General features: G+C 67.2%; 22 protein-coding genes, 1 pseudogene and 1 riboswitch. Of the genes and pseudogenes, 14 read left to right on the top strand and 9 right to left on the bottom strand.

Annotated elements, in window-relative coordinates; all coding sequences use genetic code 11:
- The first annotated feature begins 55 nt into the window (after window positions 1-55).
- Entirely contained in the window at window positions 56-1,018 is a 963-nt protein-coding gene (locus tag G1H11_RS10515; protein ID WP_163818529.1) for an EamA family transporter, read from the top strand.
- 183 nt (window positions 1,019-1,201) lie between these two features.
- On the opposite strand, the pseudogene G1H11_RS27010 reads toward G1H11_RS10515, so the two are convergent.
- Window positions 1,202-1,473 (bottom strand): annotated as a pseudogene (locus G1H11_RS27010) (ABC transporter permease); the annotation flags it as partial.
- A gap of 99 nt (window positions 1,474-1,572) precedes the next feature.
- Between G1H11_RS27010 and G1H11_RS10505 the strand changes: the two are divergent.
- Entirely contained in the window at window positions 1,573-2,319 is a 747-nt protein-coding gene (locus tag G1H11_RS10505; protein WP_163818527.1) for a TetR/AcrR family transcriptional regulator, read from the top strand.
- Between the two features lie 55 nt (window positions 2,320-2,374).
- On the opposite strand, the gene G1H11_RS10500 is transcribed toward G1H11_RS10505, so the two are convergent.
- From G1H11_RS10500 to G1H11_RS10485, 4 genes are all read right to left on the bottom strand, one after another.
- Window positions 2,375-3,199 (bottom strand): heme ABC transporter ATP-binding protein, encoded by an 825-nt coding sequence (locus G1H11_RS10500; protein ID WP_216843643.1) that lies wholly within the window; start codon window positions 3,197-3,199, stop codon window positions 2,375-2,377.
- Window positions 3,196-4,302, bottom strand: coding sequence for an iron chelate uptake ABC transporter family permease subunit (locus G1H11_RS10495; protein ID WP_163818803.1), 1,107 nt, complete (start codon window positions 4,300-4,302; stop codon window positions 3,196-3,198). The genes G1H11_RS10500 and G1H11_RS10495 overlap by 4 nt, the downstream gene beginning before the upstream one ends.
- 59 nt (window positions 4,303-4,361) lie before the next feature.
- The gene (locus G1H11_RS10490; RefSeq protein ID WP_425501217.1) at window positions 4,362-5,321 is read right to left on the bottom strand and encodes a heme/hemin ABC transporter substrate-binding protein; all 960 of its coding nucleotides are present in this window, start codon (window positions 5,319-5,321) and stop codon (window positions 4,362-4,364) included.
- A 281-nt stretch (window positions 5,322-5,602) separates the two neighbouring features.
- Window positions 5,603-6,271 carry a biliverdin-producing heme oxygenase gene (locus G1H11_RS10485; protein ID WP_216843640.1) on the bottom strand — a complete coding sequence of 223 codons (669 nt, stop codon included), beginning with the start codon at window positions 6,269-6,271 and terminating at the stop codon, window positions 5,603-5,605.
- Between the two features lie 137 nt (window positions 6,272-6,408).
- Between G1H11_RS10485 and G1H11_RS10480 the strand changes: the two genes are divergently transcribed.
- Together G1H11_RS10480 and G1H11_RS10475 are read left to right on the top strand one after the other, a co-directional pair.
- Window positions 6,409-7,212 (top strand): neocarzinostatin apoprotein domain-containing protein, encoded by an 804-nt coding sequence (locus tag G1H11_RS10480; protein ID WP_163818524.1) that lies wholly within the window; start codon window positions 6,409-6,411, stop codon window positions 7,210-7,212.
- Between the two features lie 71 nt (window positions 7,213-7,283).
- Window positions 7,284-10,874 carry an HtaA domain-containing protein gene (locus G1H11_RS10475; RefSeq protein ID WP_163818523.1) on the top strand — a complete coding sequence of 1,197 codons (3,591 nt, stop codon included), beginning with the start codon at window positions 7,284-7,286 and terminating at the stop codon, window positions 10,872-10,874.
- 88 nt (window positions 10,875-10,962) lie between these two features.
- On the opposite strand, the gene G1H11_RS10470 is transcribed toward G1H11_RS10475, so the two are convergent.
- Window positions 10,963-11,958 carry a DUF3500 domain-containing protein gene (locus G1H11_RS10470; protein WP_163818522.1) on the bottom strand — a complete coding sequence of 332 codons (996 nt, stop codon included), beginning with the start codon at window positions 11,956-11,958 and terminating at the stop codon, window positions 10,963-10,965.
- 96 nt (window positions 11,959-12,054) lie between these two features.
- Between G1H11_RS10470 and G1H11_RS10465 the strand changes: the two genes are divergently transcribed.
- Window positions 12,055-12,513, top strand: a complete 459-nt coding sequence (locus tag G1H11_RS10465; protein ID WP_163818521.1) for a YbhB/YbcL family Raf kinase inhibitor-like protein — start codon at window positions 12,055-12,057, stop codon at window positions 12,511-12,513.
- 38 nt (window positions 12,514-12,551) lie between these two features.
- Here the strand turns inward: G1H11_RS10465 and G1H11_RS10460 are convergent, their stop codons facing one another.
- Window positions 12,552-13,286, bottom strand: a complete 735-nt coding sequence (locus tag G1H11_RS10460) for an SDR family NAD(P)-dependent oxidoreductase (protein WP_163818520.1) — start codon at window positions 13,284-13,286, stop codon at window positions 12,552-12,554.
- 49 nt (window positions 13,287-13,335) lie between these two features.
- Here G1H11_RS10460 and G1H11_RS10455 point away from each other — a divergent pair, with 49 nt between their 5' ends.
- Both G1H11_RS10455 and G1H11_RS10450 read left to right on the top strand, forming a co-directional pair.
- Window positions 13,336-13,848 (top strand): MarR family winged helix-turn-helix transcriptional regulator, encoded by a 513-nt coding sequence (locus G1H11_RS10455; RefSeq protein ID WP_163818519.1) that lies wholly within the window; start codon window positions 13,336-13,338, stop codon window positions 13,846-13,848.
- Window positions 13,849-14,413: 565 nt separating this feature from the next.
- Window positions 14,414-14,866 (top strand): NUDIX domain-containing protein, encoded by a 453-nt coding sequence (locus G1H11_RS10450; protein ID WP_246211265.1) that lies wholly within the window; start codon window positions 14,414-14,416, stop codon window positions 14,864-14,866.
- Between the two features lie 66 nt (window positions 14,867-14,932).
- On the opposite strand, the gene G1H11_RS10445 is transcribed toward G1H11_RS10450, so the two are convergent.
- Together G1H11_RS10445 and G1H11_RS10440 are read right to left on the bottom strand one after the other, a co-directional pair.
- Window positions 14,933-15,775, bottom strand: a complete 843-nt coding sequence (locus G1H11_RS10445) for an alpha/beta fold hydrolase (RefSeq protein ID WP_163818517.1) — start codon at window positions 15,773-15,775, stop codon at window positions 14,933-14,935.
- A 479-nt stretch (window positions 15,776-16,254) separates the two neighbouring features.
- The gene (locus G1H11_RS10440; RefSeq protein ID WP_163818516.1) at window positions 16,255-16,569 is read right to left on the bottom strand and encodes a DUF2470 domain-containing protein; all 315 of its coding nucleotides are present in this window, start codon (window positions 16,567-16,569) and stop codon (window positions 16,255-16,257) included.
- A gap of 17 nt (window positions 16,570-16,586) precedes the next feature.
- Here G1H11_RS10440 and G1H11_RS10435 point away from each other — a divergent pair, with 17 nt between their 5' ends.
- From G1H11_RS10435 to G1H11_RS25210, 7 genes are all read left to right on the top strand, one after another.
- Window positions 16,587-18,071: a DUF7059 domain-containing protein gene (locus G1H11_RS10435; protein ID WP_216843638.1), complete on the top strand. Its 1,485-nt coding sequence runs from the start codon at window positions 16,587-16,589 to the stop codon at window positions 18,069-18,071.
- 197 nt (window positions 18,072-18,268) lie between these two features.
- The gene (locus G1H11_RS10430; protein WP_216843637.1) at window positions 18,269-19,135 is read left to right on the top strand and encodes a M28 family metallopeptidase; all 867 of its coding nucleotides are present in this window, start codon (window positions 18,269-18,271) and stop codon (window positions 19,133-19,135) included.
- Window positions 19,136-19,260: 125 nt separating this feature from the next.
- Window positions 19,261-19,572: a hypothetical protein gene (locus tag G1H11_RS10425; protein WP_163818514.1), complete on the top strand. Its 312-nt coding sequence runs from the start codon at window positions 19,261-19,263 to the stop codon at window positions 19,570-19,572.
- Between the two features lie 61 nt (window positions 19,573-19,633).
- Window positions 19,634-19,747: riboswitch (SAM riboswitch) on the top strand.
- A gap of 40 nt (window positions 19,748-19,787) precedes the next feature.
- Window positions 19,788-21,170, top strand: a complete 1,383-nt coding sequence (locus G1H11_RS10420; protein WP_163818513.1) for an aminotransferase class V-fold PLP-dependent enzyme — start codon at window positions 19,788-19,790, stop codon at window positions 21,168-21,170.
- Between the two features lie 215 nt (window positions 21,171-21,385).
- The gene (locus tag G1H11_RS10415; RefSeq protein WP_163818512.1) at window positions 21,386-22,675 is read left to right on the top strand and encodes a GGDEF domain-containing protein; all 1,290 of its coding nucleotides are present in this window, start codon (window positions 21,386-21,388) and stop codon (window positions 22,673-22,675) included.
- 111 nt (window positions 22,676-22,786) lie between these two features.
- A complete protein-coding gene (locus tag G1H11_RS10410) occupies window positions 22,787-24,037 on the top strand; it encodes an MFS transporter (protein ID WP_163818511.1) in 1,251 nt (416 codons plus the stop codon).
- Between the two features lie 46 nt (window positions 24,038-24,083).
- The coding region (locus tag G1H11_RS25210) for a hypothetical protein (protein ID WP_216843636.1) at window positions 24,084-24,306 on the top strand (223 nt) is incomplete at its 3' end.

The following is a 24,306-nucleotide window of genomic DNA, read 5'->3' as shown; positions in this document are numbered from 1 at the left end:
AATCACCTTCGTTCTGGCCCTGTCGATAGGCCAGGAATGGCGGCAGAGTCGGATCGTGACCCTTCCCATGGCGCCACCGCCGCGCCTCTCCAAACCTTCCAGCACGTCGATCGGCGCGTTCACCTGCGCCCTGGGGATGGCGATCGTGGGAACGTCGATCGCGATCGCGCCGGCCCTGGCGGACTATCCCGTCCTGGCGGGCCAGGCGTGGCGCTACTTGCTCGCCGGCGTGATCCTCCTGGCCGTCCTCGGCTTCCGGATCGCGCCACTGCTCCGGGTGAGCGCCGGCAACGTCGCACGCCTGGTGCTGATCGCAGGCACGGGCCTGGCCGCGTTCAACTGGCTGCTGATCGAAGGAACCAGGCACGCGGACCCGGCCTTCATGGCGGCCGTCGTCGGCGCGACTCCGCTCGTGCTGGCTCTGGCCGGGCCGGTGGCCGGCGGTACGCCGATCCGGGCCCAGACGGTATTCGGGGGCGGCGTGGTGGTCACGGGAATCGTGCTGGTTCACGGCGCCACGTCGGCGCCTTTGATCGCGCTCCCCTACGCTCTGTCCTTCCTGGCTTGCGAAGTGGCGTTCACCCTGCTCGCGGTTCCCGTGCTCAAGGAGCTGTCACCGATCCAGTTGTCTGCCGCAGCGTGCCTGATAGCCGCTCCGATGCTGGCGGTGCTCAGTGTGGCCACGTCCGAGCAGAGTCTCCAGCTCCCTTCCGGTGCGGAAACCCTGGCCCTGCTCTACATGGCCGTTTTCACCACGGCGGTCGCGTTCATCCTCTGGTACAGCGGCGTCGTACGGCTCGGCGCGGACCGAGCCGGCCTGTTCTGCGGCGTCATGCCGATCGCCGGATACCTCGCAGGTCTTGCGCTCGGCAACTCGCAGTGGGCCGTCACAGCCTTGGCCGGCGTCCTGCTGTGCGGTGCCGGCATCGCCGTAGGCCTCTCGCCGGGCACAACCCGCGGTCGTGCCCGGCGTGGGGCGGAGGCGGCGGAAGAGGCGGCGGCGGAGATGATCAGATGACGAAAATGGCCCATATTGCGCATTTGGCCACCTGATCATCTTTGGCTCACATCGTGGGATGCGATCAGATGACACAAGTGCGCCTCCGGGGCGGCATCGGTTCACCTGATCATCTCCGTAGAAACGATCAAGTGACACATCGACGATCAGGTGACCAACGTGGGGCGTAGGGGTGGCCCGTTGTCAGCGGCTCAGGCGATGGAAGCGGCGGATCGCGAGCGGCAGGAAGACGGCGGCGATCGCAATCAGCCACGTCACCGACATGAGCAGTGCCTTCGGCTCGATCCACGTGTCACCGACAGCCGCCGGATCCCCGAACAGGTCACGCGCGGCGGTGACGGTAGAGGACACCGGATTCACAATGCGATGGTTCCGAGCCAGTCCGGTATCTGCGACGGTGCCACGAACACGCTGGAGATCATCGCAAAGGGGAACGCCACCGCGGCCACAGGTCCACCCTCCGTCGCGTACATCGTACCCACTTCTGCGTACACTATACCCTTCAATGCGTACAGCGCACGCGCAAGGCAGAGCCGGGGTAATCTGTGCACACGATGACGACCGAATACAGCGGCAGCGGGGATCTGCACCGCAGCCTCGAACTCCTCTGGCGCCGCGGTGAACGCCCCACACGAGGTCCCAAGCCCGGCTTGACCCTGGACAAGATCATCATCGCGGCCATCGAGGTGGCCGACGCCGAGGGCCTCGAGGCGCTGTCCATGCGCAAGGTCGCCGCCAAGCTCGGTGTCGGGACCATGTCCCTGTATCGCTACGTGCCCGGCAAGAGTGAGCTGCTCGACCTCATGCTCGACCATGTGGTGAAGATCCCCGGCGAGCTCTCCGCCGAAGGAAGCCAGCACTGGCGTGCGTTCCTCGAGGCCGATGCCCGGGGCCATTGGCAGCTCTGCCTGGACCATCAGTGGTACCCGTTCGTCGATCAGACCCGGCCGCTGCTGGGCCCCAATGGCCTCCGGGGGGTCGAGTACGCGGTCGGCCAGCTAAGCGCTACCGGTCTCAGCGACCAGGAACTGATCATGCTGATCAGCGTGGTCAGCAACTTCGTCGAGGCGACCGCGCGCACGTACATCAGCGAGCTCCAGGCAGAGAAGCGAACCGGCGTGAGCAACGACGAGTTCTGGGCGGCTCAGGAACCGGTGCTGGTCGAGGCGATGAACAGCGGTGAGTTCCCCACCATGGCACAACTGTCCGAGGACACCTTCTGGTTCACCCACGAGCAGGTCTTCGAGTTCGGCCTTCAACGCCTGCTGGACGGATTCGAAGCCTTCATCGAGAGCCGTTAGGGAACACGGAACGCGGCCGACGGCTCAGTTACCAGTTGGCCGGCGGCCCCGGGCCTCAGCGCCGGGGAAGAATGATCGGAGCGCTGGAGTTCGGGTGATCGAGCACCTGAATGTCATGCGCGTAGACGTCGCTCAGCAGGCCGGGAGTGAATACCAGCCGGGGTGGGCCGGCGGCGGTGATCCGGCCACGGGAGAGCACCGCTACTCGGTCGGCGTGCGCGCCCGCCACGTTAAGGTCGTGCAGGACGACCACTACTGCTCCACCCCCAGCGGCGTGCCTCCGCGCCACCGACAGCACAAGCTCCTGATGCCGTAGATCCAGGGCAGCCGTCGGCTCGTCCAGGAAGACCAGCTGGCTGCGCTGGGCCAGCACCCGGGCCAGCGCGACCCGGGCACGTTCTCCTCCCGACAACGAGGTGAATCTCCGGTCCGCGAACGACGCGACATCGGTGGCGGCCATCGCCTCCGCGACGGCGTCGTCGTCGGAGTCCTCCAGGACGGTGCCGGACCACGGTGCGCGGCCCATCCGGACCACATCGGCGACCGTGAACGGGAAGGAGAGTGTCACCTGCTGCAACAGCACCGAACGTCGCATCGCGGCCTCGCTGCTCGTCCATTCGCCGAGCCGTCGGCCATGGAGATCGACGGCACCACGTACGGTGGTGACGTCTCCCGCAAAGGCTGAAAGCAGCGTCGACTTGCCGGCACCGTTCGGGCCGACGAGAGCCAGGACCTCGCCTGCGCGAACCTCGAGTGAGACGTCGTCGAGCACGAGCGATCCACCGAGGCGCACGCTCACGCCGCGGGCTGCTGTGATGATCTCGCCGGGCTCGACCCATGCGGGCAGCCGGCCCCGGCGGCGCAACCCGAGCAGACTCATGCCCATCCCCCAGCCCGCCTACGCGTCCGGCGGAGCAGCCAGAAGAAGAACGGACCACCCACCAAAGCCGTGAGCATCCCCAGCGGAAGGTCCGCGTACTGGATGGCGGTTCTGGCCACCAGGTCGGCCCCCACCAGCAGCACCGCACCACCGAGCGCGCTGGCCGGGAGGAGAAGACGGTGACCCGGGCCGGCCACCATGCGCACCAGGTGCGGCACCACGAGGCCCACGAAGCCGATCACCCCGGCGAATGCCACGCCAGAACCCACCAGCATGGCCACCGCGACGATCAGCACGATCCGTAGCCGTTCGACGTGGACACCCAGATGACGAGCCGTGCGGTCTCCCAGGGACAGAAGATCCAGCGACCGGGCGCTGAGAAGCGCGACGACGAGCCCCACACCGACGAAAGGCGCCACGGCCGCCACGGCAGGCCAGCGCGCGCCGTTCAGGCTGCCGAGCTGCCAGAAGACGATCTGCTCGCGGGCTTCCGGATTGGCGACGAACGTCGCGAAGGCCACGATCGCGAACGCCACCGCCGTCACGGCGACGCCGGTCAGGATCAATGTGACCACCTCGGTACGTCCGCCCGCGCGGGAGAGTGCGTAAACGAGCAGCGTCGCCAGCAGGCCGGTGACGAACGCCGCGATCGGCACGGTCCATTCACCGAGCCAGGACACGCCCGTGACGAAGACGAAGCTGGCACCCACGGCGGCGCCCGGTGACACGCCCACGATCGACGGCTCGGCGAGGGGGTTACCGAAGACTCCCTGCATCAGCGCTCCGGCCGTCGCCAGGGCTGCACCCACGAGAACGGCGAGACTCACCCGGGGGAATCGGACCAGCCACAGGGTGTTCTCTCCCTGGGGGTGGCTCGGTAGCGGGCCGATGCCGAGCGGCAGATCGACCTCGAGCCCGATGCGGCGCAGCAGCCATTCCAGTCCGCCGTCCAGCCGATTCATGATCGACCCCGCCACCTCAGCCGGAGGCACGCCCAGCTGCCCACGGCCGGCCGAGATCACGGTCACCACCACCAGCGCCACCGTGAGACCGCTGATCAATACCGCCGAACGGCCGCGCCAGGCACCTCGTCGCGTGAGCACCCGCGGAGCCTGCGGATGCTGCTCGTGCTCCACGTGAGTCCGAGCCGGGGACTGCGCACTCACGGCGTGTAGATGGCTTCGGCGAGCGCGGCGATGGTCTGACCCGTGCGCGGCCCGAAGCTCAGCAACTGGGTGTCGGCCATGTCCACCACTCGCTGGTTCTCCCCCGCCGGCGTGTGTGCGACGCCCGGGAATTTGGCGACACCTTCGATGCCTCCGATGGAGTTGAGGCCCTCGGTCATCATGATGATCACGTCCGGGGCCGCCTCGATCAGTGCCTCGGACGTGATCTGCGTGAACGACCTGTCCAAGCCGATGTCGGTGCCCACGTCGACCGCCCCGATGGCCTGGATCATCGCGTCCGCGCCGGAACCCGGGCCGGCCAGGAGCTGGACCATGCCGCCGCGGGTGTAGAGGAACGCGACGCGCAGCGGGTCTTCGCCCGTGGGCGCCAGTGCCATGGCGGCGGAGATCTCCTCCTGAGTGCGCTGGATCAGTGCTTCACCGGCCTCCGGGACGCCAAGCGCCCCCGCCACCGCACGGATCTGGCTCGGGACGCCGTCGATGGTCCGGGCGTCGTCGAAGAACACGACCGGGATGCCGGCGTCGCGAAGCTGCTGCTGGACCTCGGGCGGGCCGATGCTCGTGTCCGTCAGCACGACGCTGGGGTCGAGCGCGAGAATCGCCTCCGCGTTGAGATCGTGCGCGCCAGGCGTCACGAGTGGCAGGTGAGCCGCTTGCGGAAACCCTGTGGACGTATCCCGGCCGACGACGTGCTCCCCGAGCCCGATGCTGAACACGATCTCGGCGAGAGTGCCGTACAAGTCGACGGCAAGGATCCGGCTGGTGTCGGTGACCTCAACCACGTCGCCGTCGCACGAGGCCACGGTCACGGGGAGCAACGGTGTGGGGTCATCGACCACCGGGTGGATGTTCTTGTCGGCCATCTCGGCGGTGGCAGGCCCGGCGACGAGGCCCGCATCGGCGGAACCGGACCCCTGTGCGCCGTCGGCGGACACCGGCTCGTCGGAGCGCTCCAGCGGACGGCCGTCCGCGTCGACCGTCACCGCGAAACCCTCCACCGGGCCGGAACAGGCATCGACGACGGTGGCTCCCGCGGCATCACTGAGCGAGTCACCAGCCGCCTCACCGTGGTCAGCGAGCGGAGGAGCACCGTCGGCCGATGGCGGCGTGTGGGCGGCGGGACGGGCTGCGTCGTCCGCTCCAGCACAGCCGGCGAGGATCAGGCCGGCAAGGAGGGGCACTGCCAGGACCGTCCGCCATGCCGCGGCCGCTGCGCTCAACGCCCGCCGCCCAACCCGACGGCTTCGGCCAGGTCGGTAAACACATCGGTGTTGAGCTGATAGGCGTTGAGGACCTCGGCGATCACTCGCTCCTGCTCGTCCGGTTCCCACGGTGCCGCGTCGAGGTGGGCTCGGTACTCGTCCTTGAACGGTTTCGGCTTCTCGATCTGATCGAAGCGGTAGAAACTCACGCCGGCGTCGGTGAGGCCGTAGACCCGGGCGACCACCTTGCCGATCGCCAGGCCGCCGGAGAGGTCACCGAGGTAGCGGGTGTAGTGGTGCGCGACGAAACCACCCGCCCACCCGGACATCTCCCGGATGCGAACCGTGTACCGGAGCGTGGCCGGCAGCAGCGGCAACGTCCGCACCCGTTCCGGGCCCACAAGGGCCGCAAGATCGGCGCGCAGGCTCGGCACGCGGTGGAGTTTGTCGGTGAGGAACGGTTTGGCGACGTCCGAGGTGTACAGCTCGCGTTCCACGGTTTCCAGCGCCTCGTAGATGGCCAGATGCTGGGCGACCATGAGGGCATATCCGGCGCGGTCGATCTCGCCGTCCATGAGCGCCTGCATGAATCCCGCACTTTCTGCACGCTGGTGAAACCCCCAGCTGCGTTCCCGCAACAGTTGCGAGAAGAACGGTCGATCCACTGTGGTCTGTGCGGTCACGGACCCTCCCCAAGTCGACATTTGAGGTTAGCCTACCCCAAGATAGGCAAGCCTCACCTTTGCGATACGCTCCCTTAGGCAAGCCTAACTTTATGCCGGCACGGCCGGTGACGCTCTCACGTAAGGCGAGGTGGACGATGCACGATCGAATACCCAGGAGACCGCGACGAGCCGGATCAGCCGTTGTGGCGTTGTCACTGGCCATCGGCGGCCCGGTGGCCCTAGCCGCGCCGGCGGCGGCCGTGTCCGGCTCAGGTCCGGAAGGTCAGTCCGTCACCGTGTCCAAGCGCCAGGGGCTCGCGGACGGGGAGACGATCACCGTTCAAGGGTCCGGTTTCGATCTGGGCAAGGGCATCTATGTCGTCCTGTGCGTAGACAACGGCCCCGGACAGGCCCCTTCTCCATGCCTTGGCGGCGTCGACATGGAGGGGTCCGGCGGCTCGTCCGCATGGATCTCGTCGAATCCCCCGTCCTACGGCGAGGGTCTTGCCCAGCCGTTCGAGGAAGTCGGCGGCAAGGGGTCGTTCAACGTTCAGCTCACCGTCGCCGCCAGCGACGAGTTCACCGACTGCCTCGACGCGTCCGCGGCTCCGCGCGGCTGCGTCGTCGGGACTCGCGCCGACCACACACGCACCGCTGATCGCAGCGCCGACGTGCGCATCCCCGTGACCTTCGGCACGGACGAGGCCGGTGGCGAGTCGACGGACGACGAGTCCGGCGAAACGTCGGACGAAACGTCCGGCGACGCTCCGGGTAGCGCGTCCGGTACGGCAGGCGCCGACGGGTCCGCCGACGACGGGCCGGCCGAGGCGGCGGGCACCGGCGCCGACGATCTTGCTGCGACCGGAAGCTCGACGACGGCCCTCACGGCCGGCGCCGTAGCCCTGGCCGCGGCCGGAGGCATTCTGCTCGCAGCTCGCCGCCGCCCCTTCTCCCCGTGATCATCAACGATCTCCGGGGTCATAGCACGGTCACACGTTGATGATCATGGACAGATGAGGAGTACGGACACGTGAGAACACATCTCAGAGAGCGACGGCTGCTACGGCAGCTCACTGTCGCAGGGCTCTCCGCCGCCCTCGGCCTGGGCGGCCTCACCGCCGTCGGCCCGGGCAGCGCGCAGGCCAGCGACGCCGCCAACGCAGCGCACGAGGTCTCCGCGGGCAGCCTGGAATGGGGGCTGCGCACGTCCTATCGCAACTACATCGCCGGGCCGATCGCGCATGGCGAGATCACGGCCGGTGATGGAGCCGTCTGGCTGGATGGTCCTGGCAATGCCAAGGGATCCTTCACCTTCCCGGACGCCAGCGGCACCCTCGACCCCGAGTCGGCGACGGGCGAGCTGGCCTTCGACGGAACGGTCTACACCGGCGGCCACGACTACGGCAACGGCTACATCCTGGAGCTCAGTCTCACGAACGTGCGCCTGCAGGTCGATGGCGACCAAGGGACGATCGTCGTCGATGCCGAGTACCGCCCCTTCGTGGGCGCGAACCCGAACATCGAACCGCCCGCCGTCGAGAATGCGGAAGATCTGAAGTTCGGCACCGTGGATCTGAGTGGGTCCGATCTGGTTCCCGACGACGACGGCGTGGTCGCCGTCAGCGCCGCACCCGTCACTGGCGTGCGGGAGGCGATGGAGGCGATCGGCTGGGACCAGTTCTACAGCTCCGAGATGCCCGCCATTCAACTCGACCCGCTGAGCTTCACCGCCACGGTGGAACCGGACCCAGAGCCCGAGGAACCGCAAGAACCGGAAGAGCCCGAGCCCGTCCGGGAACCTGCCGTCGAGGTCTTCGCCGACGACGGCGTGACTCCCCTCGGTGACGCCGAGGTGACCGACGGCACCGAGATCGTCGTCCGTGGTTCCGGTTTCGATCCGGAAGCCAACGTGTCCACCCGCCCGCCTGTCCCGGCCGGCCTTCCCGCAGGCGTCTACGTCGTCTTCGGCAGGTTCGCCGACACATGGCGCCCATCCGAGGGCGCGGGCTCGAGCGCGCGTACGGTCATCGACCAGCGCTGGGCCATGACCGAGGCGACACTCGATCAAGTACCTGGGAACTTCCAGGGCTCGATTCGCGGCCAGTGGGTGGAGCTCACGCCGGAAGGCGACTTCGAAGCCGCCCTGACCATCGGCACCGACGAAGACACGGACGGCAGCTACGGCGTCTACACCTATGCCGCCGGCGGGTCCGCGCCCAACGCCGCGCACGAGTTCGCCGTGCCGGTCACTGTCGCGGCCGGCGAGGAGGAGCCGGGTCCGGACGAGAACTACCTCGACTGGGGGGTACGCCAGTCCTTCCGGACCTACATCGAAGGCAGCATCGCACACGGCAGCATCACGGTGACCGAGCCGGCCACCCGCAACGAGGATGGCACGTTCCGCTTCGCCGACGGTTCCGGCACGTTCTCGGACGCCACAGCCGAACTCGCGTTCTCCGGCGAGGTGCTGTTCGAGGGCCACGACATGGGCGCCGGGCCGCTGCTGCAGATGAGTCTGGCCAATCCACGGATCACCGTGGACGGTGCGGCCGGCCGCCTCGTCGCCGACGTGGCCAGCAAGAGCCTCGCCAGCGGCGAGGTAGCCGAGTACCCCGGCGTGGAGTTCGCCGAGCTGGACTTCCGCGACGCGCCCGTGACCATCACGGACGGGATCGCGGCGGCGCAGGATGTTCCCGCGACACTCACCGAGGACGGCGTTCCGGCCTTCGCCGACTTCTACGAGGCCGGCGCGGTGCTCGATCCGGTGACGTTCAGCGTCGCCGTCGACGAGGCTGCGCCCGCTGAGCCCGCTGTCACACTCTCCAAGACCACAGACCTCGACCCTTACGCCGACGTCGTCGCCGTCCGCGGGGAGGACTTCGATTCCTCGGCGCTGAGCGATGGACTGCTCGTCGGGATCGGTCCGCTGACCGACAACGGTTCCGTGCCGGACCTGGACCCGGTGGAGACGATCACGCCGGACGACGGGTCGTTCGAGGTGAACCTGCTCACCGAGGGCGTCGAGCCCGGCGCCGTGCTGGCCGTCTACACGGCTCCCGTCGACGCGTCGGCAGGTGAGATCTACGTGACGCACACGGAGATCTCCTACGCGGAGGCCCGCACACCGCATCTGGACGTCAGCCCGTCCGGGGATCTCGAGCCCGGCCAGGAGGTGGAGATCACCGGCACCGGATTCGCGCCGAACCGGCGGATCTCCATCGCGATCACCGCGAACACGGCGACCCACGAGACCTACGGCTGGCCCACGGGCTGGCTGGCGCACGCGGTCGTCCAGGCTGATGGCGACGGCAACCTGAACCGGACGCTGACGGTCTCGGGCACCACGACCGGTTCGGGCGAGGACTGTACCGAGGTGCAGTGCTACGTGGCGAGTTTCAGTTCGGCCCAGGCGTCGGATGCCTCACCGGTGGACTATCGGGCCGACCGCAGTCAGGACGCCTTCGTCGAGGTCGGCTTCGCCACGGACGGCGACGACCCGGACCCCGATCCGCAGCCCGGGAACCCGGGGCTGGCGATCACGCCAGAATCGGTCAAGCGGGGCGAACACGTGGACTTCGTCGGCACGGGTCTCGTCCCGGGCGAGGAGGCAAGCGTCGTCGTGACTGCCGATCCGGACTCAGCGTCGGACGGCAGCCTCAACTGGGGCGTGCGCGAGTCGTTCCGGACCTACATCGAAGGAAACATCGCGCACGGCTCGATCGACGTTTCACCTCCAGCCAGCAGGAACGACGACGGCACCTTCCGGTTCGCCGATGGTCACGGCACGGTGACCAGGGCCGAGGCCAGGCTCAGCTTCGCGGGCGAGGTCCACTTCGAAGGCCATGACTACGGGGACGGGGCACTGTTGCAGATGACCCTCTCCGCTCCGGCCGTCATCGTCGACGGAGACACCGGAGTCCTGGTCGCCGACGTCACGAGCAAGAGTCTGGACGGCGGGGACGTCGTCGAATACCCGGACGTGGAGTTCGCCGAGCTCGACTTCAGCGCGGCGCCGCTCACGGTGGAGGACGGCGTCGTGTCCGCCACCGCCGTGCCCGCCACGCTGACCGAGGACGGCGTCCCGGCGTTCGCCGACTTCTATGACGCCGGTCAAGCACTGGATCCGGTGAGCTTCGAAGCCGCCCTCGGCGGAGACGTCAGGGTGGAGCTGGGCCCGGAGACCGTCGGTGAGGACGGCGGCGTAGAGCTGACCTGGACCGTTCCGGGGGACTTTCCCCTCGGCGCCGCCACGGCCGTGCTCACGGCTGGCGACGTCGAACTGACCGGTGAATTCACCGTCGAGCTGGCAGACGATCCGGGCAACGGCGGCGACGACACCGGCTCGGACGAGAACGGGACCGACGAGGGTACGGATTCCGGCGACGACGGCACCGATGCCGGTGCTGACGGCGGCGCTGACAGTGGTGCCGACCTCGGGGGCGACGACGGTTCGGATTCGGGAGCCGACGGCTCCAGTGACGACAGCGCTGCCGACGATGGCAAGGACGGCGCCCTGCCCGACACCGGCGCCGGGTCTGGCCTCCTCCTTGCGGTGGTTCTGGCGCTCGCCGCCGGTGGAGCGGGCGTCACCCTGCTTGCCAGGCGGAGGATGACGGCCTGAGCGTCGAGCGTCAGCGGCGGTTCGTCGCCGCTGACTGCGTACAGATGATCATGGGCGTCCTCCCGGTCCGCGTGGAGGACGCCCATGATCATTCCCGATGCCGGTGCGCGGCGTAGTGCATGGCAAGGAGATCCTCTCCCCAGTCGTTGCGCAGATCACGCCAGACCGTGTGGACGTGGTTGGCGTCGTTCTGGGTGTTGTCGTACTCGAGCAGGAACGTTGGGCCCAGTACGGCGTAGTAGTGTCCGTTCCCCGGATCGGTGTGCCCGGCCCAGGTGAAGGCCACCCGGTCGAGTCCTGCTGCCTCGATCTCAGCCCACGCTGCGTCGGCAGCGTCGGGCACCACCCGGCCGAGATAGCACCGGATCAGGCGGGCGAGCGTGTCCCTCGGTCCCGCACCCATGTCGTTGTACATCAGACCGGACGGAATCCCACCCACGTCGGCCACCGGGTCGTCACGCGTGATGATGTCTTGCGGCACCGGTGCGGGCCGGACGGCCACCTCCCACTGCCCCGGCGTGAGATCGGCGACCAACGCCCGGGCCAGGTCTTCCTCCTCAGGCAGCGTCCGCGTGCCGGCCTTGGGATGCCCATCCGGGACCCGCGCCGGATTCGCTCCGAAGAACTGCGGCGCACCGGCGATCCGGTCACCGACCACCGTCATGTGCACCGCCAGGTGGTGTCCGCCGACCTTCCACGTCCACGGGTCCATGCCGCCGGGTTCGCCCAGCACGCGGAACCAGTAATACCCAGGGTCGCGCCGCTGCCATGCCCCCTTGCCCGCGGCCCGCTCGATGCCGGCCAGGATCTCCTCCAAGCCCATGATGGCCTGTGCCGTGGCCAGCCCTCGCTCGGACAGGCCGGTGGCAAGCAGCCGCATCGCGTGACCCTGCTGGTCAGCGTTCATCTCCCAGAGCCCGAGTCCCGGCCGGGGACCAGGCACGTACATGAACTCACGGCGGTCCTCCACGTCGAACGGCGCCCACGCCTGGGCCCTCTGGGCGGGACTGAGGGAGTCGAGAAGGGACCGAGCCGCCGCGGACATCCGCCCGGCGGCGGCGTTTCCCGATGCTGAATTCGCCATGGGTCTCAGTCTGTCAAGAACTCGCCATGAATCGTGGATGGCCGCTCGTGTGGGTAACCCTCGGGTACGAGGACCTTCGAATGGAGTGATGACGCAGTGCCGCTGAACATCAAGGACCTGACCATCAGCAGCCCCGACATCGGGCCTGACGAGGGGTTGAACGACCGGCACGCCAAGAAGCACGACAACTCCCCGCCTCGGCTGAGGATCAGCGGCGTGCCAGAGGGCACCATAGAGCTCGCGATCATCTGCCATGACCCGGACGCCCCACTGCCGCACGGCTTCACCCACTGGGCGTTGTTCGGGATCCCGGCAGACGTCACCGAGATCGGACCCGATGCGGACAGCCTCTACCGCACAGGGCGCAACGGTTTCGGGGAGCCTGGCTACGGCGGACCGCAGCCACCGGCCGGGCATGGTCCCCACCGGTACTACTTCTGGGTCTACGCACTCGACCGGGAAGTCGAGGGTACGCCGACGCGCGAGGACTTCTTGGATCGGTACGGGGATGCCGTCATCGAGCAGAACCGCGTCGTCGGCGTCTATGAAAGCTGATGGCTCGACGACACCGGATGGTGCGCCTCCGGCGCGAGTCACAGGCCGGAGTACGCACCGCCGTCGACGTGGACCACTTGCGAGGTCACGTGCCGGGCTTCGGCCGATGCGAGGAACGCGACGACGGCGGCGACGTCTCGTGGAGTTCCCGCACGGCCGGTCTTGGTAGCGGCGACGAGCCGGTCGTGGCGCTCCTGTGACAGCCCTTCTCCGAAGAACTCCGTCTCCAGGACGAGCCCCGGCGCCACGACGTTGGCGGTGATTGCTCGCGCGCCCAGGCGGGCCGCGAGACCGACGTTCCACGTCTCCAGCGCCGCCTTCGCCGCCCCGTAGGATCCGCCGCCGGTGCGGGCCGCGATCGAGCCGATGGTGATCACCCGGGCACCATCTGCGAGCCGGTCCGTCAACGCGGTGGTCGTGAGCACGGCGGTGAGCACATTCGCCTTGAAATCCGCCGCCCACGTCCGGGCGGTGCGGTCCAGGAACGACACCTCCTCGTCGCGGTCGCCGTTGGCGCCCTCAACCTGGGCCACGCCGCCGGCATTGTTGACCAGCACGTCGACTTGATCCGGCAAGGCGGGCAGAGCAGCCTCGATCGAGTCAGGCGACGAGACGTCACAGACCACCGCGCTCGCGCCGATCTCGCTTGCGCTGCGTTCCAGCACCTCTGCCCTCCGGCCGACCACGGTGACGGCGTCCCCCTCTTGAGCGAACCGCTCAGCTACCGCACGCCCGATGCCGGTGCCGCCCCCGGTCACGACAACGTTGCCCATAAAAACTCCTTTAGTGCTTAACTTTCTACTTTAGAGCTAAACTATCACCATGGCCGCTCCGCAGGACGACGTCGACGACATCCAGAAGGCATGGATCCGCGAACGGCCCGGGACTCCGGTCGACTCCATCGGGGTCATCACCCGAATCTGGCGGATCAGCAAGCTGCTTGAGGACGATCGCAGAAGGACCATGACGCGCCTCGGCGTGGACGCCGCCGCACGCCATCTGCTCGCAACGCTCCGACGCGCCGGCCCGCCCTACGCGCTGCCTCCGGGCGAGATCGCTCGCCGATGCGCCGTGAGCCCCGGCGCCATCTCGCAGCAGCTCTCGCGAGCCGAGGAACAGGGCCTGGTCCGACGCCACAAGGCGGAGGGCGACGGCCGGTCCGTGGTTGTCGAGCTCACGCCGTCCGGTCACGACCTGATCGAGCACACCGTCGACGAGCTGCTGAGCCACGAGGAGACACTGCTGTCCAGCTTGACCCCAAATCAACGCACACAGCTAAGCGACCTGCTGCGCGTCCTCCTCGCCGATCTCAACGCCCGCACGCCCCAAAGCTAACCCGCCATTCTTTGCACAACCCCCACCACACCCACTTGACATCAATAGGAGCATCAATCCATCTTCACGACCTGCCTCTGACCGGCTGGAATCGCCACGACGATCTTCACGACGCGCCCCTTCACCGGCCGGAAGTCGCACGGCGATCGCCACGGCCGGCCCACCGGGGGTTTTGTATCGGCCAGAAGTCCCACGATGATCTTCACGGTGGGTGTGGGATGAGCCGTGTTTGAAATCGCCCGAAAGAGACGTCGTTTTCTTGCACGACTCGGAACACGATCCTCACGGGCGCGGCAATATCGGGTGCGGTTCACACGACGCTGCACACGAGACGGTCACCAGACGGCGCGACCCGCCAAAACCCACACGACACACCACACGGTCCGCCCCCGAGGTAACTGATGCAGCGCAGCCTGCACCCTCATCCCCCGCGGATGCCCACCGACGCACCAGGTGACACGCCTCCACGATTACTGCGGCCGCGAACGAAGCCGACCTACGCCGGAGCTGCGGCTGGACCGGAGCTGCGGCTGGGACCGGAACTGCGACAATCGTGCACGTGCCGATGTCGTCATATATCCGCCGGCTACGCGAATCCATCGGGCAGGACCTGATCCTGTTGCCCTCGGTGGCCGTTCTGCCGTACGACGAGTCCGGCCGTATCCTGCTTGTCCGGCAAGCCGACACCGGGCGATGGGGAACCATCGGCGGCTCCGTCGAGGTGGACGAGCATCCGGCCGAAAGCGCGGTACGCGAGGCAGAGGAAGAAGCCGGCGTCCGCGTCGAGCTCGTCCGCCTCATCACCGCGCTCGGTGGACCGCAGTTCCGCCTCACCTACCCGAACGGTGACCAGACCTCGTACGTGAGCCTTGTGTACGAGGCCCGCGTCATCGGTGGCTCACCGAGACCGGACCACGACGAAACCGTCGAGGTGGGGTGGTTCCATCCGGACGAGTTCGCCGATATCGAGCTCGGGGACTTCGCACGAAGCTCGTTCACCGCCCTCGGGCTGCTCTAGCACGGACGTAACCAGCCTCCTCCTGGTCTCAGGTAGCGCTTCGCTCCCCTAGGCACCTCAGACGCACTACTCGAGGCCAGGAGGCACGCCAACACCGCCTTCGGACAGCCAGCGGTGCAACGTGGCGGCCAGAGCCACCGGCGCATCGAGTTGGATGAGGTGACCGGCGCCGTCGATCAGCTCAAGCCGGGCCCCGGGAATGAGCCCAGCTAGCCGGTGCGCGCGGTCCACGGGGATCCAGGTGTCTTCGGTTCCCCAAGCCACAAGGACGGGCAGGTCGATCGACGGGTACAGCGGCTCGATTTCGTCGGTGTACGCCTGGTCGGCTTGGGCGATCTGGCGGTAGAAGGCAGGCTGCCCTTCCGCCCCGCGCCAGGGAGCGACGAGCTTCTCCATGTCCGAGCCGGCCAGGCCCACGTGGCTGGCGCCCTCTATGTAGGCGCGCAGCGCTCCGTCGTGTACCGCGGGAGGCACTGCCGCAAAGGCATCCGCGTGCTCTCGGACCAACCGGAAGTAGTCCGATCCCCACGGCGCCAGGGCGACGACGTCCACCAGGGCCAGTGAGCGGTACGACGCGCCGTGCAGCAGATGGGCACGCAGGGCCACCGCACCCCCGTAATCGTGAGCTACTACGTGCGGCCGATCCAGCTCCCAGTGTCCCAGCAGATCGGCGAACAGACGGCCCTGCACATCGAGGGCCACGGAATGATCGGCCACCTTCGAGGACACTCCGTAGCCGGGCATGTCCCACAGGTACACGGTGAACTCGGCCGCCAAGGCCTCCGCGTATGGTTCCCACAGCCCAGACGACCATGGGGTGCCGTGACAAAAAACCACGGACGGGCCTGTGCCACGCCGGCCCCAGCGTACGGTACGTCCATTCCAGGCGAATTCTTCGGTTAGCTCCACGCGGCGAAGTATGCCAGCGAGGATCACGCACCGGCTCACCTGGCGAGCGGCAGCCGCCGGCGCACGCCGGCGGTCCCGTCTGTGCGGACCAGGAGATTGTCGTCTTGCAGGTCGAATGGCAAGGGGATTCGGCAGACAACCGGGCGGTCAGCGAAACCACTCGATCATGCAGGTAGTTCGCATGCGCCACGGCCCACGGAGGCAGGTATCGATCCGGCCGGTCGAGGATGTTCTCCCAGCGGAGCAGCCAGCGGTCGGTGGTCTCGGCGAGCGTGGCCAGATTCACACCGCTGGGTGCCGGCGTCAATTCGCGGGCTTGACACCGCACCACAGCCCGGGGACATCCCGCCGGCTTGCGACCTCGCCGACGCCACAGGCGCACCGAGCATGCGTTCGACCCAATCGTGAAGGCGCGAGGGCAGCATGGCATACTCGCGCCTTCGACCGACAGGACTCGGCGCCACGAATGAGCTAGATGATCAGTGCTGCCCGGTCTGGCGAGGCGGCACGTCCAGCGCCTCGGCGGCCTCGTGGTACATGCGGACGAACTCCTGGCGAATCTCGGGCCGTTCGGTGAGCGGGCGGCTCCACGGCACCCGCACGTCTCGCGGCGCACCGTTGACAACAGCGGCGAAGTCCACGCCGTGGCCGTCCAGGTGGATGACCGTGGCCTCGGTCGCGTCCGGGACTCCGCCGAGCGACTGAACGATCATCAGTGCGTCGTCGTCGTGATCGTCGTTCATATGCTTGGCGACGGCGTCGATGACATCCGGCGTGAACGGGTTCTCACTCATGCCGTCACAATAGCTACGTGCCGTCCGAACCCCCATCTCTGCCCGACGACGACGTCGCCCGCCTACGCGATGCCTTGGCATCCGCCCGCTACACGGTAGACGCCGTCCAGAACATGCTCGGCGAACGTGCGGCCAACGCGCTGAACCGCAACATGACCATCCCGGCACAGTCCCGGCTGACGGGCGCCTCACCGCTGGGAACGCTCACCCGCCTCTGGCGGCTGCAGCTCGACGTCCCAGTCGACGCCGTGAAGGATCTCTTGCCGATGACGGCATTGGTCGACGGTGGTCTCCTCCGGGTCAACGGTGATCGAGCTCGTGCGCTCGTCGACATCCGGCCGTACGCCGACGACGCCGGTGACTGGTGGGTGGCCGCGGACCTGACGCCGGGCATGGACGGCCGCGCCGCATCTGTGCCCGCCGATCACGTGCTGGGACTCAACGCGGCCTCGAGCACGCTGGCGCAGCTGACCATCCGCCGTCCGGTAGCTCGTGCGCTCGACCTCGGCACGGGTTGCGGGGTACAGGCGCTACATCTGGCCAGGCACAGCGACGTCGTCATCGGAACGGACGTGAACGCGAGAGCTCTGGCGATGGCATCGCTGACCGCGCGCCTGAACGGCATCGACGTCGATCTACGCGCCGGCAGCCTCTACGAGCCGGTCTCCGGTGAATGGTTCGACCTGATCGCGACGAACCCACCGTTTGTCGTCTCGCCGGGCGGCAGTTACATCTACCGCGACAGTGGACTGGCCGGCGATGAGGTGAGCCGGCGAGTGGTGGTTGAGGGAGCGGCGAGGCTCGCGGACGGAGGCGTCCTTCAGTCGCTGGGCAATTGGATGCACGTCCGCGGACAAGACTGGCAGGACCGGGTGGGCGCATGGGTGGAACAGACCGGATGCGACGCATGGGTGATCCAGCGCGAGGTCGAGGACCCGGCCGAGTACATCGAACTGTGGCTGCGTGACTCCGGTGAAACGGGCGGCGCCGGCTACGAACGCCGATACCGGGACTGGCTGGAGTGGTTCGACGCGAACGATGTGGAGGGCATCGGATTCGGCTGGATCGCGTTGCGGGCGGCTGGAAGCACGGACCCGACGGTCCGAGTGGAGGAATGGCCGCACGCCGTAGCGCAACCGCTGGGTGAGGCGATGGCCGGCTGGTTCGACGGCGCAGCGGCGCTTCGTGTCGACGACGACGCCCTTCTCGCCACGAAGCTCACGGTCGCGGATGACGTCGCGCTCGAACAGATCGGCCGCCCTGGGGAGGCCGATCCGGAACATCTTGTCCTGCGTCAACGTGCCGGCCTGATGCGCGCCGCTCAAGCCGACACCGCCTGGGCAGGGTTCGTGGGCGCCTGTGACGGTACGCTGCCGGCCGCCGCCGTGATCGACGCTGTGGCAAGCGTCCTCGAGCTCGATGCCCTAGAGCTGCGCTCGACCCTCGTGCCGAAGATCCGCGACTGGGTGCTCGACGGGTTCCTCCTGCCGCCGTCCGCCTAGGAATTTCGCGGCCGCGAACCGTGGCCCGTTTGCACCGGCGTGGGCGGGTGAGGTCGGATGGGGAAATGGACCGGTATCTCGTCGGATGCGTGGCGGCGGTGGCGTTGCTCGCAGGGGCTTGCGACCAGGCTGGCCCTGAAACGCCCTCCGTCCCGCCGGAGTCACCCGCCGGCGAATCGCCGGCGCCGACCGCAACGGTGCCCTTAACACCGACGCCGTCACCCACGCCCAGTCCCACGCCCACCCCCGAGCCGGAGCCGGTGGAGTTCGATGCCGATGCAGCCGTCGAAACTATCCGATGGCTGGCGGAGGAGATCGGACCTCGCGAAGGAACCTCTGAAGAGTTTCACGAAGCGGCGGCCGAGTTGGAGGAACGGTTCGCTGGGTTCGGGTACGACGTCACACAGGTGCCTGTCCCGGTACCTGCCGGGAACTCGTGGGGCGTCGACGTTCCCGATGGAGAGTCCGCGAACGTCATCGCGGATCCGCCCGGCTTCGACCCGGCCGAGCCGCACGTGATCATCGGCGCTCATCTCGACACCGTGCCCCAGGCGCCGGGGGCCGAGGACAACGCGTCCGGCGTCGCCGTTCTCATGGAGTTGGCACGGATGGCCTCCGAGGAAGACGTGCCTGTACCTGTGCGCTTCATCGCGTTCGGCGCCGAGGAGCCACGCGGCGAAGGAGACGACCTGCACCACTTCGGATCACAGCAATACGTCGCCGACATGCCCGACGACGAACAGGAAGCACTCCTTGCGATGGTGTCGCTGGACCGCGTAGGGGTCGGTGCTGAGCATGTGCCCGTGTGCACCGGCGGAACAGGCACCACGTCCATCCGGGACGACCTCGTCGAAGCCGCAGAGGATGCGGACGTCCCGGCCGAGACGTGTGAGAACCGTGCCAGCGACCATTGGTCTTTCGAGAAGGCCGACCTTCCGGCGGCCCGCCTGGGCAGCGTCCCGTTCGAGGGCTATCACTCCCCGGAAGACCTTCCCTCGGTGATCGACACCGATCAACTCGATCGAGTGGGACACCTCATGTGGGCCTGGCTCACCGACCTCTGAGGGATCCACGCAGCGTATCGCGTAATCATCGACGACCTTCTGGTTTGATCACTTCAGCGAGCGGGTACGCGGGCTGGGTCGATGACATCGACACGTCCAGCCACACGCTCAGCGGAGGCTGCCGCATGGCCAAGCGCCACAAGCAGCGTCCGATGGCCGTCGTCGCCGCGCTGGGCGTCGTCGTGACCGGATGCACCGCTCAGGCCGAGCTCGGTGAGCTGGCCCGGCCTGCCATCACGGATGTGAGTACCCAACCGGTCTGGCACTCGTCGCTCGACCCGACGACGACGGGCACCCGCACGCGGAAGCCGTCTCCGGACAGGACGACGACGGCCCAGCCCACGACCAATCCGACGCCCACGCCCACGGGGCATGTACTGGACGCAGAATTTCGGCTACGAGTAGTCCCCGCCACGCCGTCGCTATTTCTTACATGATGAGACATCACGTACCAGGTAGTGGACAATGGGACTGTTGTGCCCCTACGGTGCAAGGGAAGGTCATGAGCGCCAGCGCGAAGCCCCGGCTTGCTGGCCGGCAACCCTCCAACCGCGGTGGGGTGCCCCGGGTGAGGACCTGGTCGTCTCGGACCTGAGACGGCAAGCGCGGACCCGCGGCGCCGGGTCCTCACCAACCCCGAGGTGGTGCGATCATGACCGTTGCCGACATCCCTACACGCTCCGCAGTCCTCCCGCCAAGCGTGACCTTCTCTCACTCGATCCAGCCGCTTCTGCCTGTGACTGGCGCCGAGCTTGCCGTGCCTCTGGTCACAGGAGATACGCGCCGGTACGTCAACCTGGACTACGCCGCCAGCGCGCCGTGTCTACAAGGTGTCGCTGACCACGTCGCCGAGATCTTGCCCTACTACGCGAGCGTCCACCGTGGAGCCGGCTTCGCCTCACAGGTGTCGACCCGGCTCGTCGAAGGGGCGCGGACGACGGTCAAGCGATTCCTCGGCGCGCGAGACGACGACGTCGTGATTTTCACCCGCAACACTACGGATTCGCTGAATCTTCTGGCGGGCTGCCTGCCGCCGGACGGGGACGTCGTCGTCCTCGACATCGAGCACCATGCTGACCTCCTCCCGTGGCCGGAGGACCGTCGCCGAACGGTTTCGGCCGCGCCGACCCTCGACGCGACCTTGCGCAGGGTCGAGCACGAACTCGCCCGCCGCCCGGCGGCGTTGCTCGCTGTCACCGGAGCGTCGAACGTGACCGGTGAACAGCTGCCCGTCGGCCAGTTGGCCCGGATCGCGCACCGTCACGGAGCCCGGATCAGCGTCGATGCCGCCCAGCTAGCGCCGCACCGGCGGATCGACCTGATTGCCGCCGAGATCGACTACCTCGCGTTCTCCGGGCACAAGCTGTATGCGCCCTGGGGCGCAGGTGTGTTGGTCGGCCGCCGTGACTGGCTCGACGCCGGCACGCCGTATCTCGCCGGCGGTGGGGCCGTCCGGCAGGTCACCCTTGACCACACCGCATGGGCACCGGCACCAGCACGGCACGAGGCCGGCTCACCCAACGTGATCGGCATCGCGGCCCTGGCCAAGGCATGCGATGTCATCGCGTCGTTGCCGGACGGAGCCCTGGAGACCCACGAGTCCGCGCTCCGGGATCGGCTGAAGCAGGGGCTGGGCGCGCTTCCCGGCGTGGAGCTGCACAGGATCTGGCCGGACAGCTCATCGGCCGTCGGCATCGTCTGCTTCTCCGTCGTCGGTTTCCATCCCGGCTTTGTCGCCGCGTATCTCTCTGCCGAACACGGCATCGGCGTGCGCGACGGGAAGTTCTGTGCGCATCCCCTTGCCGGTCGCTTCGGTCAACCAGCCGGAGCCCTGCGCGCCAGCGTCGGCCTCGGAACCAGCTCCGCCGACGTCGACCGTCTGCTGGCCGCGCTACAGGAACTCGTGCAGCACGGGGTCCGATGGTCCTACGGGGAGATCGACGGCAAATGCATCCCCGTGCCCGACCCACGACCGGCGCCGGCATGGCTTCCAGACCTCGACAACGATCAAGGCTTGGCGTCCTGTCTGTCCTGATTCGCGAAGGTAGCTGGCAGACCACGGTTCTCGGCGTCTACGCACAAGACAGCCAGAGGCAATGGACGCCAGAGTGAGCTAGCATCAAGCAACCATGATCTTACGTTGAGTGATCCACGCAGGTAAGGCGGTACAGGGGCGTGCCTTCCGGACCATATTCCTGGGTGTCAGGATGGGACTTATGGCGCGTACCGAAGACCGTCCTTTGCTACGTCATGCTGGTGAACGCAGTTGCAGTCGTCGCCACTGTCGGCACGGCACCGTTAATCGCTGTGGGCCGTCAAGACCTCGTTCGGTTCGCGGCCTTGACCACATGCGCCCTAGTCGCGAACGAGTTGACCAGGCAGATCGAGCGTAAGCGGCAGCGCGCCAGCAAGTCGTCCACTCGGGACACCAAGCTCGATACAAAGGCGGTCTGGAGCTTCGCCGCCGTTATTGTCCTCCCACCTGCACTCGCCTCCCTTCTTGTCGTCGTCACCTATGCCGCTGCGTGGTTTCGGGTAGTGCCAGGCTCACGGCCGAGTCCGCAATATCGGTGGATCTTCTCGTGCGCCACGGTCCTGTGCGGAACTCAGGCTGCTGTCACCGTTTTGTTTGCGTGGATGCCCGACTATCCCGGTCTCTCAGAGACTCTCAGGCTGGATGGTGTGCTCAGCCTCGGCATCCTCGCGCTGGCTGCCGGACTTCGCTGGGGGATCAACTTTCTGCTCATCAAGGTGGCCATCGCGCTATCCACACCGGACCGTCAGCGGAGAGACCTGTTCGCCAATTTCGGTGAACAGCTGCTCGAGGCGGGCACCATGGGGCTCGGCTTGGTGGCGGCGGCAGTAGTCATGTCGAACCCCGTGGTCTTGCCGGGAATCCTCGTCACGCAAGTGGCACTTCATCGTGGCGTCTTGGTCCATTTGTATAAGCAGGTATCTCATATCGACGCCAAGACAGGCTTGGCTACGGCGGGGTGGTGGCACAAGTTCACGGAGCAAGCACTTGTGAAAGCCCAAGAAAGAAGATCCACGATGGGTTTACTGATCGTGGACCTGGATCGCTTCAAGGCTCTGAACGATACGTACGGCCACCAGTTCGGCGACGACGTGCTTCTCGCCGTTGCCAAGCAATTGCAAGCCGAAACCCGAGACCGAGACTCCTGCGGACGCTGGGGCGGCGAGGAGTTCGCCGTAGCGGTTCCTGCCGTTGGCACAACGCACAACCTTCACCGCATCGCCGAGCGAGTTCGCCAACGCATCGAATCCATTCGCTTGACAACGCCCCCGGGACCTGCCGGCTCGACGACCGTGAGTCCGACCGCGTCCGTGGGGGCGGCCATCTACCCCGCCGAAGGCATTACGACGCTCGATGAGCTGATCCTCGCGGCAGACACAGCGCTATACGAAGCGAAGAACGGCGGGCGGAACACCGTTCGGCTCAGCGTCGCTCGTCCGCTGGCGCAGCCTCAAAGCCCGGATCAACCAGGCCCTCCATTGACTCCGCCGGCGGCCACAACCTGACTCAGGCGTGAGCTCGGGCAACGGTCACATCGACGGAGCACCAGCCGACTGACGGCATGAAGCCGGACAAACTTGCCCTCCGTTGCCAAACGCACGACACTCTCCTTCACAATGTCTAGCTCTCCCGCCTCTTACCGCGACGTGTTCGCGGTGCGTGAGTTCCGTTGGCTGTGGCTAGCACACGTGCTCTCCGTCGTCGGCGACCAGCTGGCCCGTGTGGCCATCACCATCCTCGTCTACCAGCGAACTGAGTCCGCCGGCTTGACGGCCTTGACCTACGCGCTCACGTACGTGCCGGACGTCGTAGGAGGCGCAACCCTTGCTGGCCTCGCGGACCGCTTTCCCAGGCGGAGGGTCATGGTGGTCACCGACCTCGGCCGAGCCGTCTTGCTGGCGCTCATGGCTTTGCCCAGCGCCCCGCTCGCCGCTCAAGCGGCACTTCTTGTCCTGGTGCGGCTCTTTGCGGCCCCGTTTTCTTCTGCTCGCCAGGCCGCACTTCCCGATATGTTGGCAGGAGACCGGCTCACTCTCGGGCTGGGGGTCATTTCCATCACCTACCAGGGTGGCTTGGTGGTCGGCTTCGGCGCCGGCGCTGCCCTCGTAGCTGAGCTCGGGATCTCAACGGCGTTGCTCATCAATGCGGGAACCTTCATAGGTTCGGCAGTAGTCATCCATTTCGGCCTCAGCCTCTACCGCCCGGCGCCCCATCCGACCGACCACGTCCTCAGCCAATGGAAGACGATCAAAGCTGGCTGGGCGGTCGTCGCAAGTGACGCCCGCTTGCGCTCCCTGATGGCTATCGCTTGCTGCTCTGGCTTCTATGTCGTCCCGGAAGGCCTGGCGGTGCCATATGCCGCACAAATCGGCGCCGGGACGGCGACCGTGGGCTGGCTGCTTGCCGCCAACCCGATCGGGACCGTTATCGGTATGGTGATCTTGCGTAGGATCAGTCCTCCCCGCCGCCTGGTGCTCATGGGTCCCCTCGCCGTCTGCAGCAGCCTTGTACTACTTCCCACGGGATGGGCTCCCAGCGTCGTCATTACTGTGACGCTGTGGACCGCAAGCGGCATCTTTTCCGCTCACGACATGGTGACTCAGGCGACGTATGTCCAGATTGTGCCAGCCCATAGGCGAGGCCAGGCGATCGGCGTAGCGATAGCCGCGTTGCGCGCAGCACAGGGACTCGCAATCATCGTCGCAGGCATGCTGGCGCAATTCCTGCCCCCTGCGACGATCATTGCATTCGCCGCTGTACTTGGCACGCTCGCGGCTGCGGTTGCCACGGCGAGATGGCGGCGTTCGGCCTCGTCGCGAGCAATTCACCCGCCTCGAGACGAGACCGGCGAAGACGTCGCCTCATGACCTGCGCCGGCCCACAGGACCGGCCACCATCATCTCGCCTTACCCCATGCATCACCAGCTCCAGTTCGTGTCCCGCAGAACCCAGTTCGTGTCACGCATCACTCACACCTCCAACCCGCTCGAACCCACACCGCAACCCATCCATCACCAGCTCCAGTTCGTGTCCCGCAGAACCCAGTTCGTGTCACGCATCACTCACACCTCCAACCCGCTCGAACCCACACCGCAACCCATCCATCACCAGCTCCAGTTCGTGTCCCGCAGAACCC

The sequence above is a fragment of the Phytoactinopolyspora alkaliphila genome (assembly GCF_010550695.1).
In the GTDB taxonomy this organism is placed as follows: Bacteria; Actinomycetota; Actinomycetes; order Jiangellales; family Jiangellaceae; genus Phytoactinopolyspora; species Phytoactinopolyspora alkaliphila.
The sequence above is the reverse complement of the archived record's forward strand: the minus strand, read 5'-3'. Positions and strand labels throughout refer to the sequence as shown.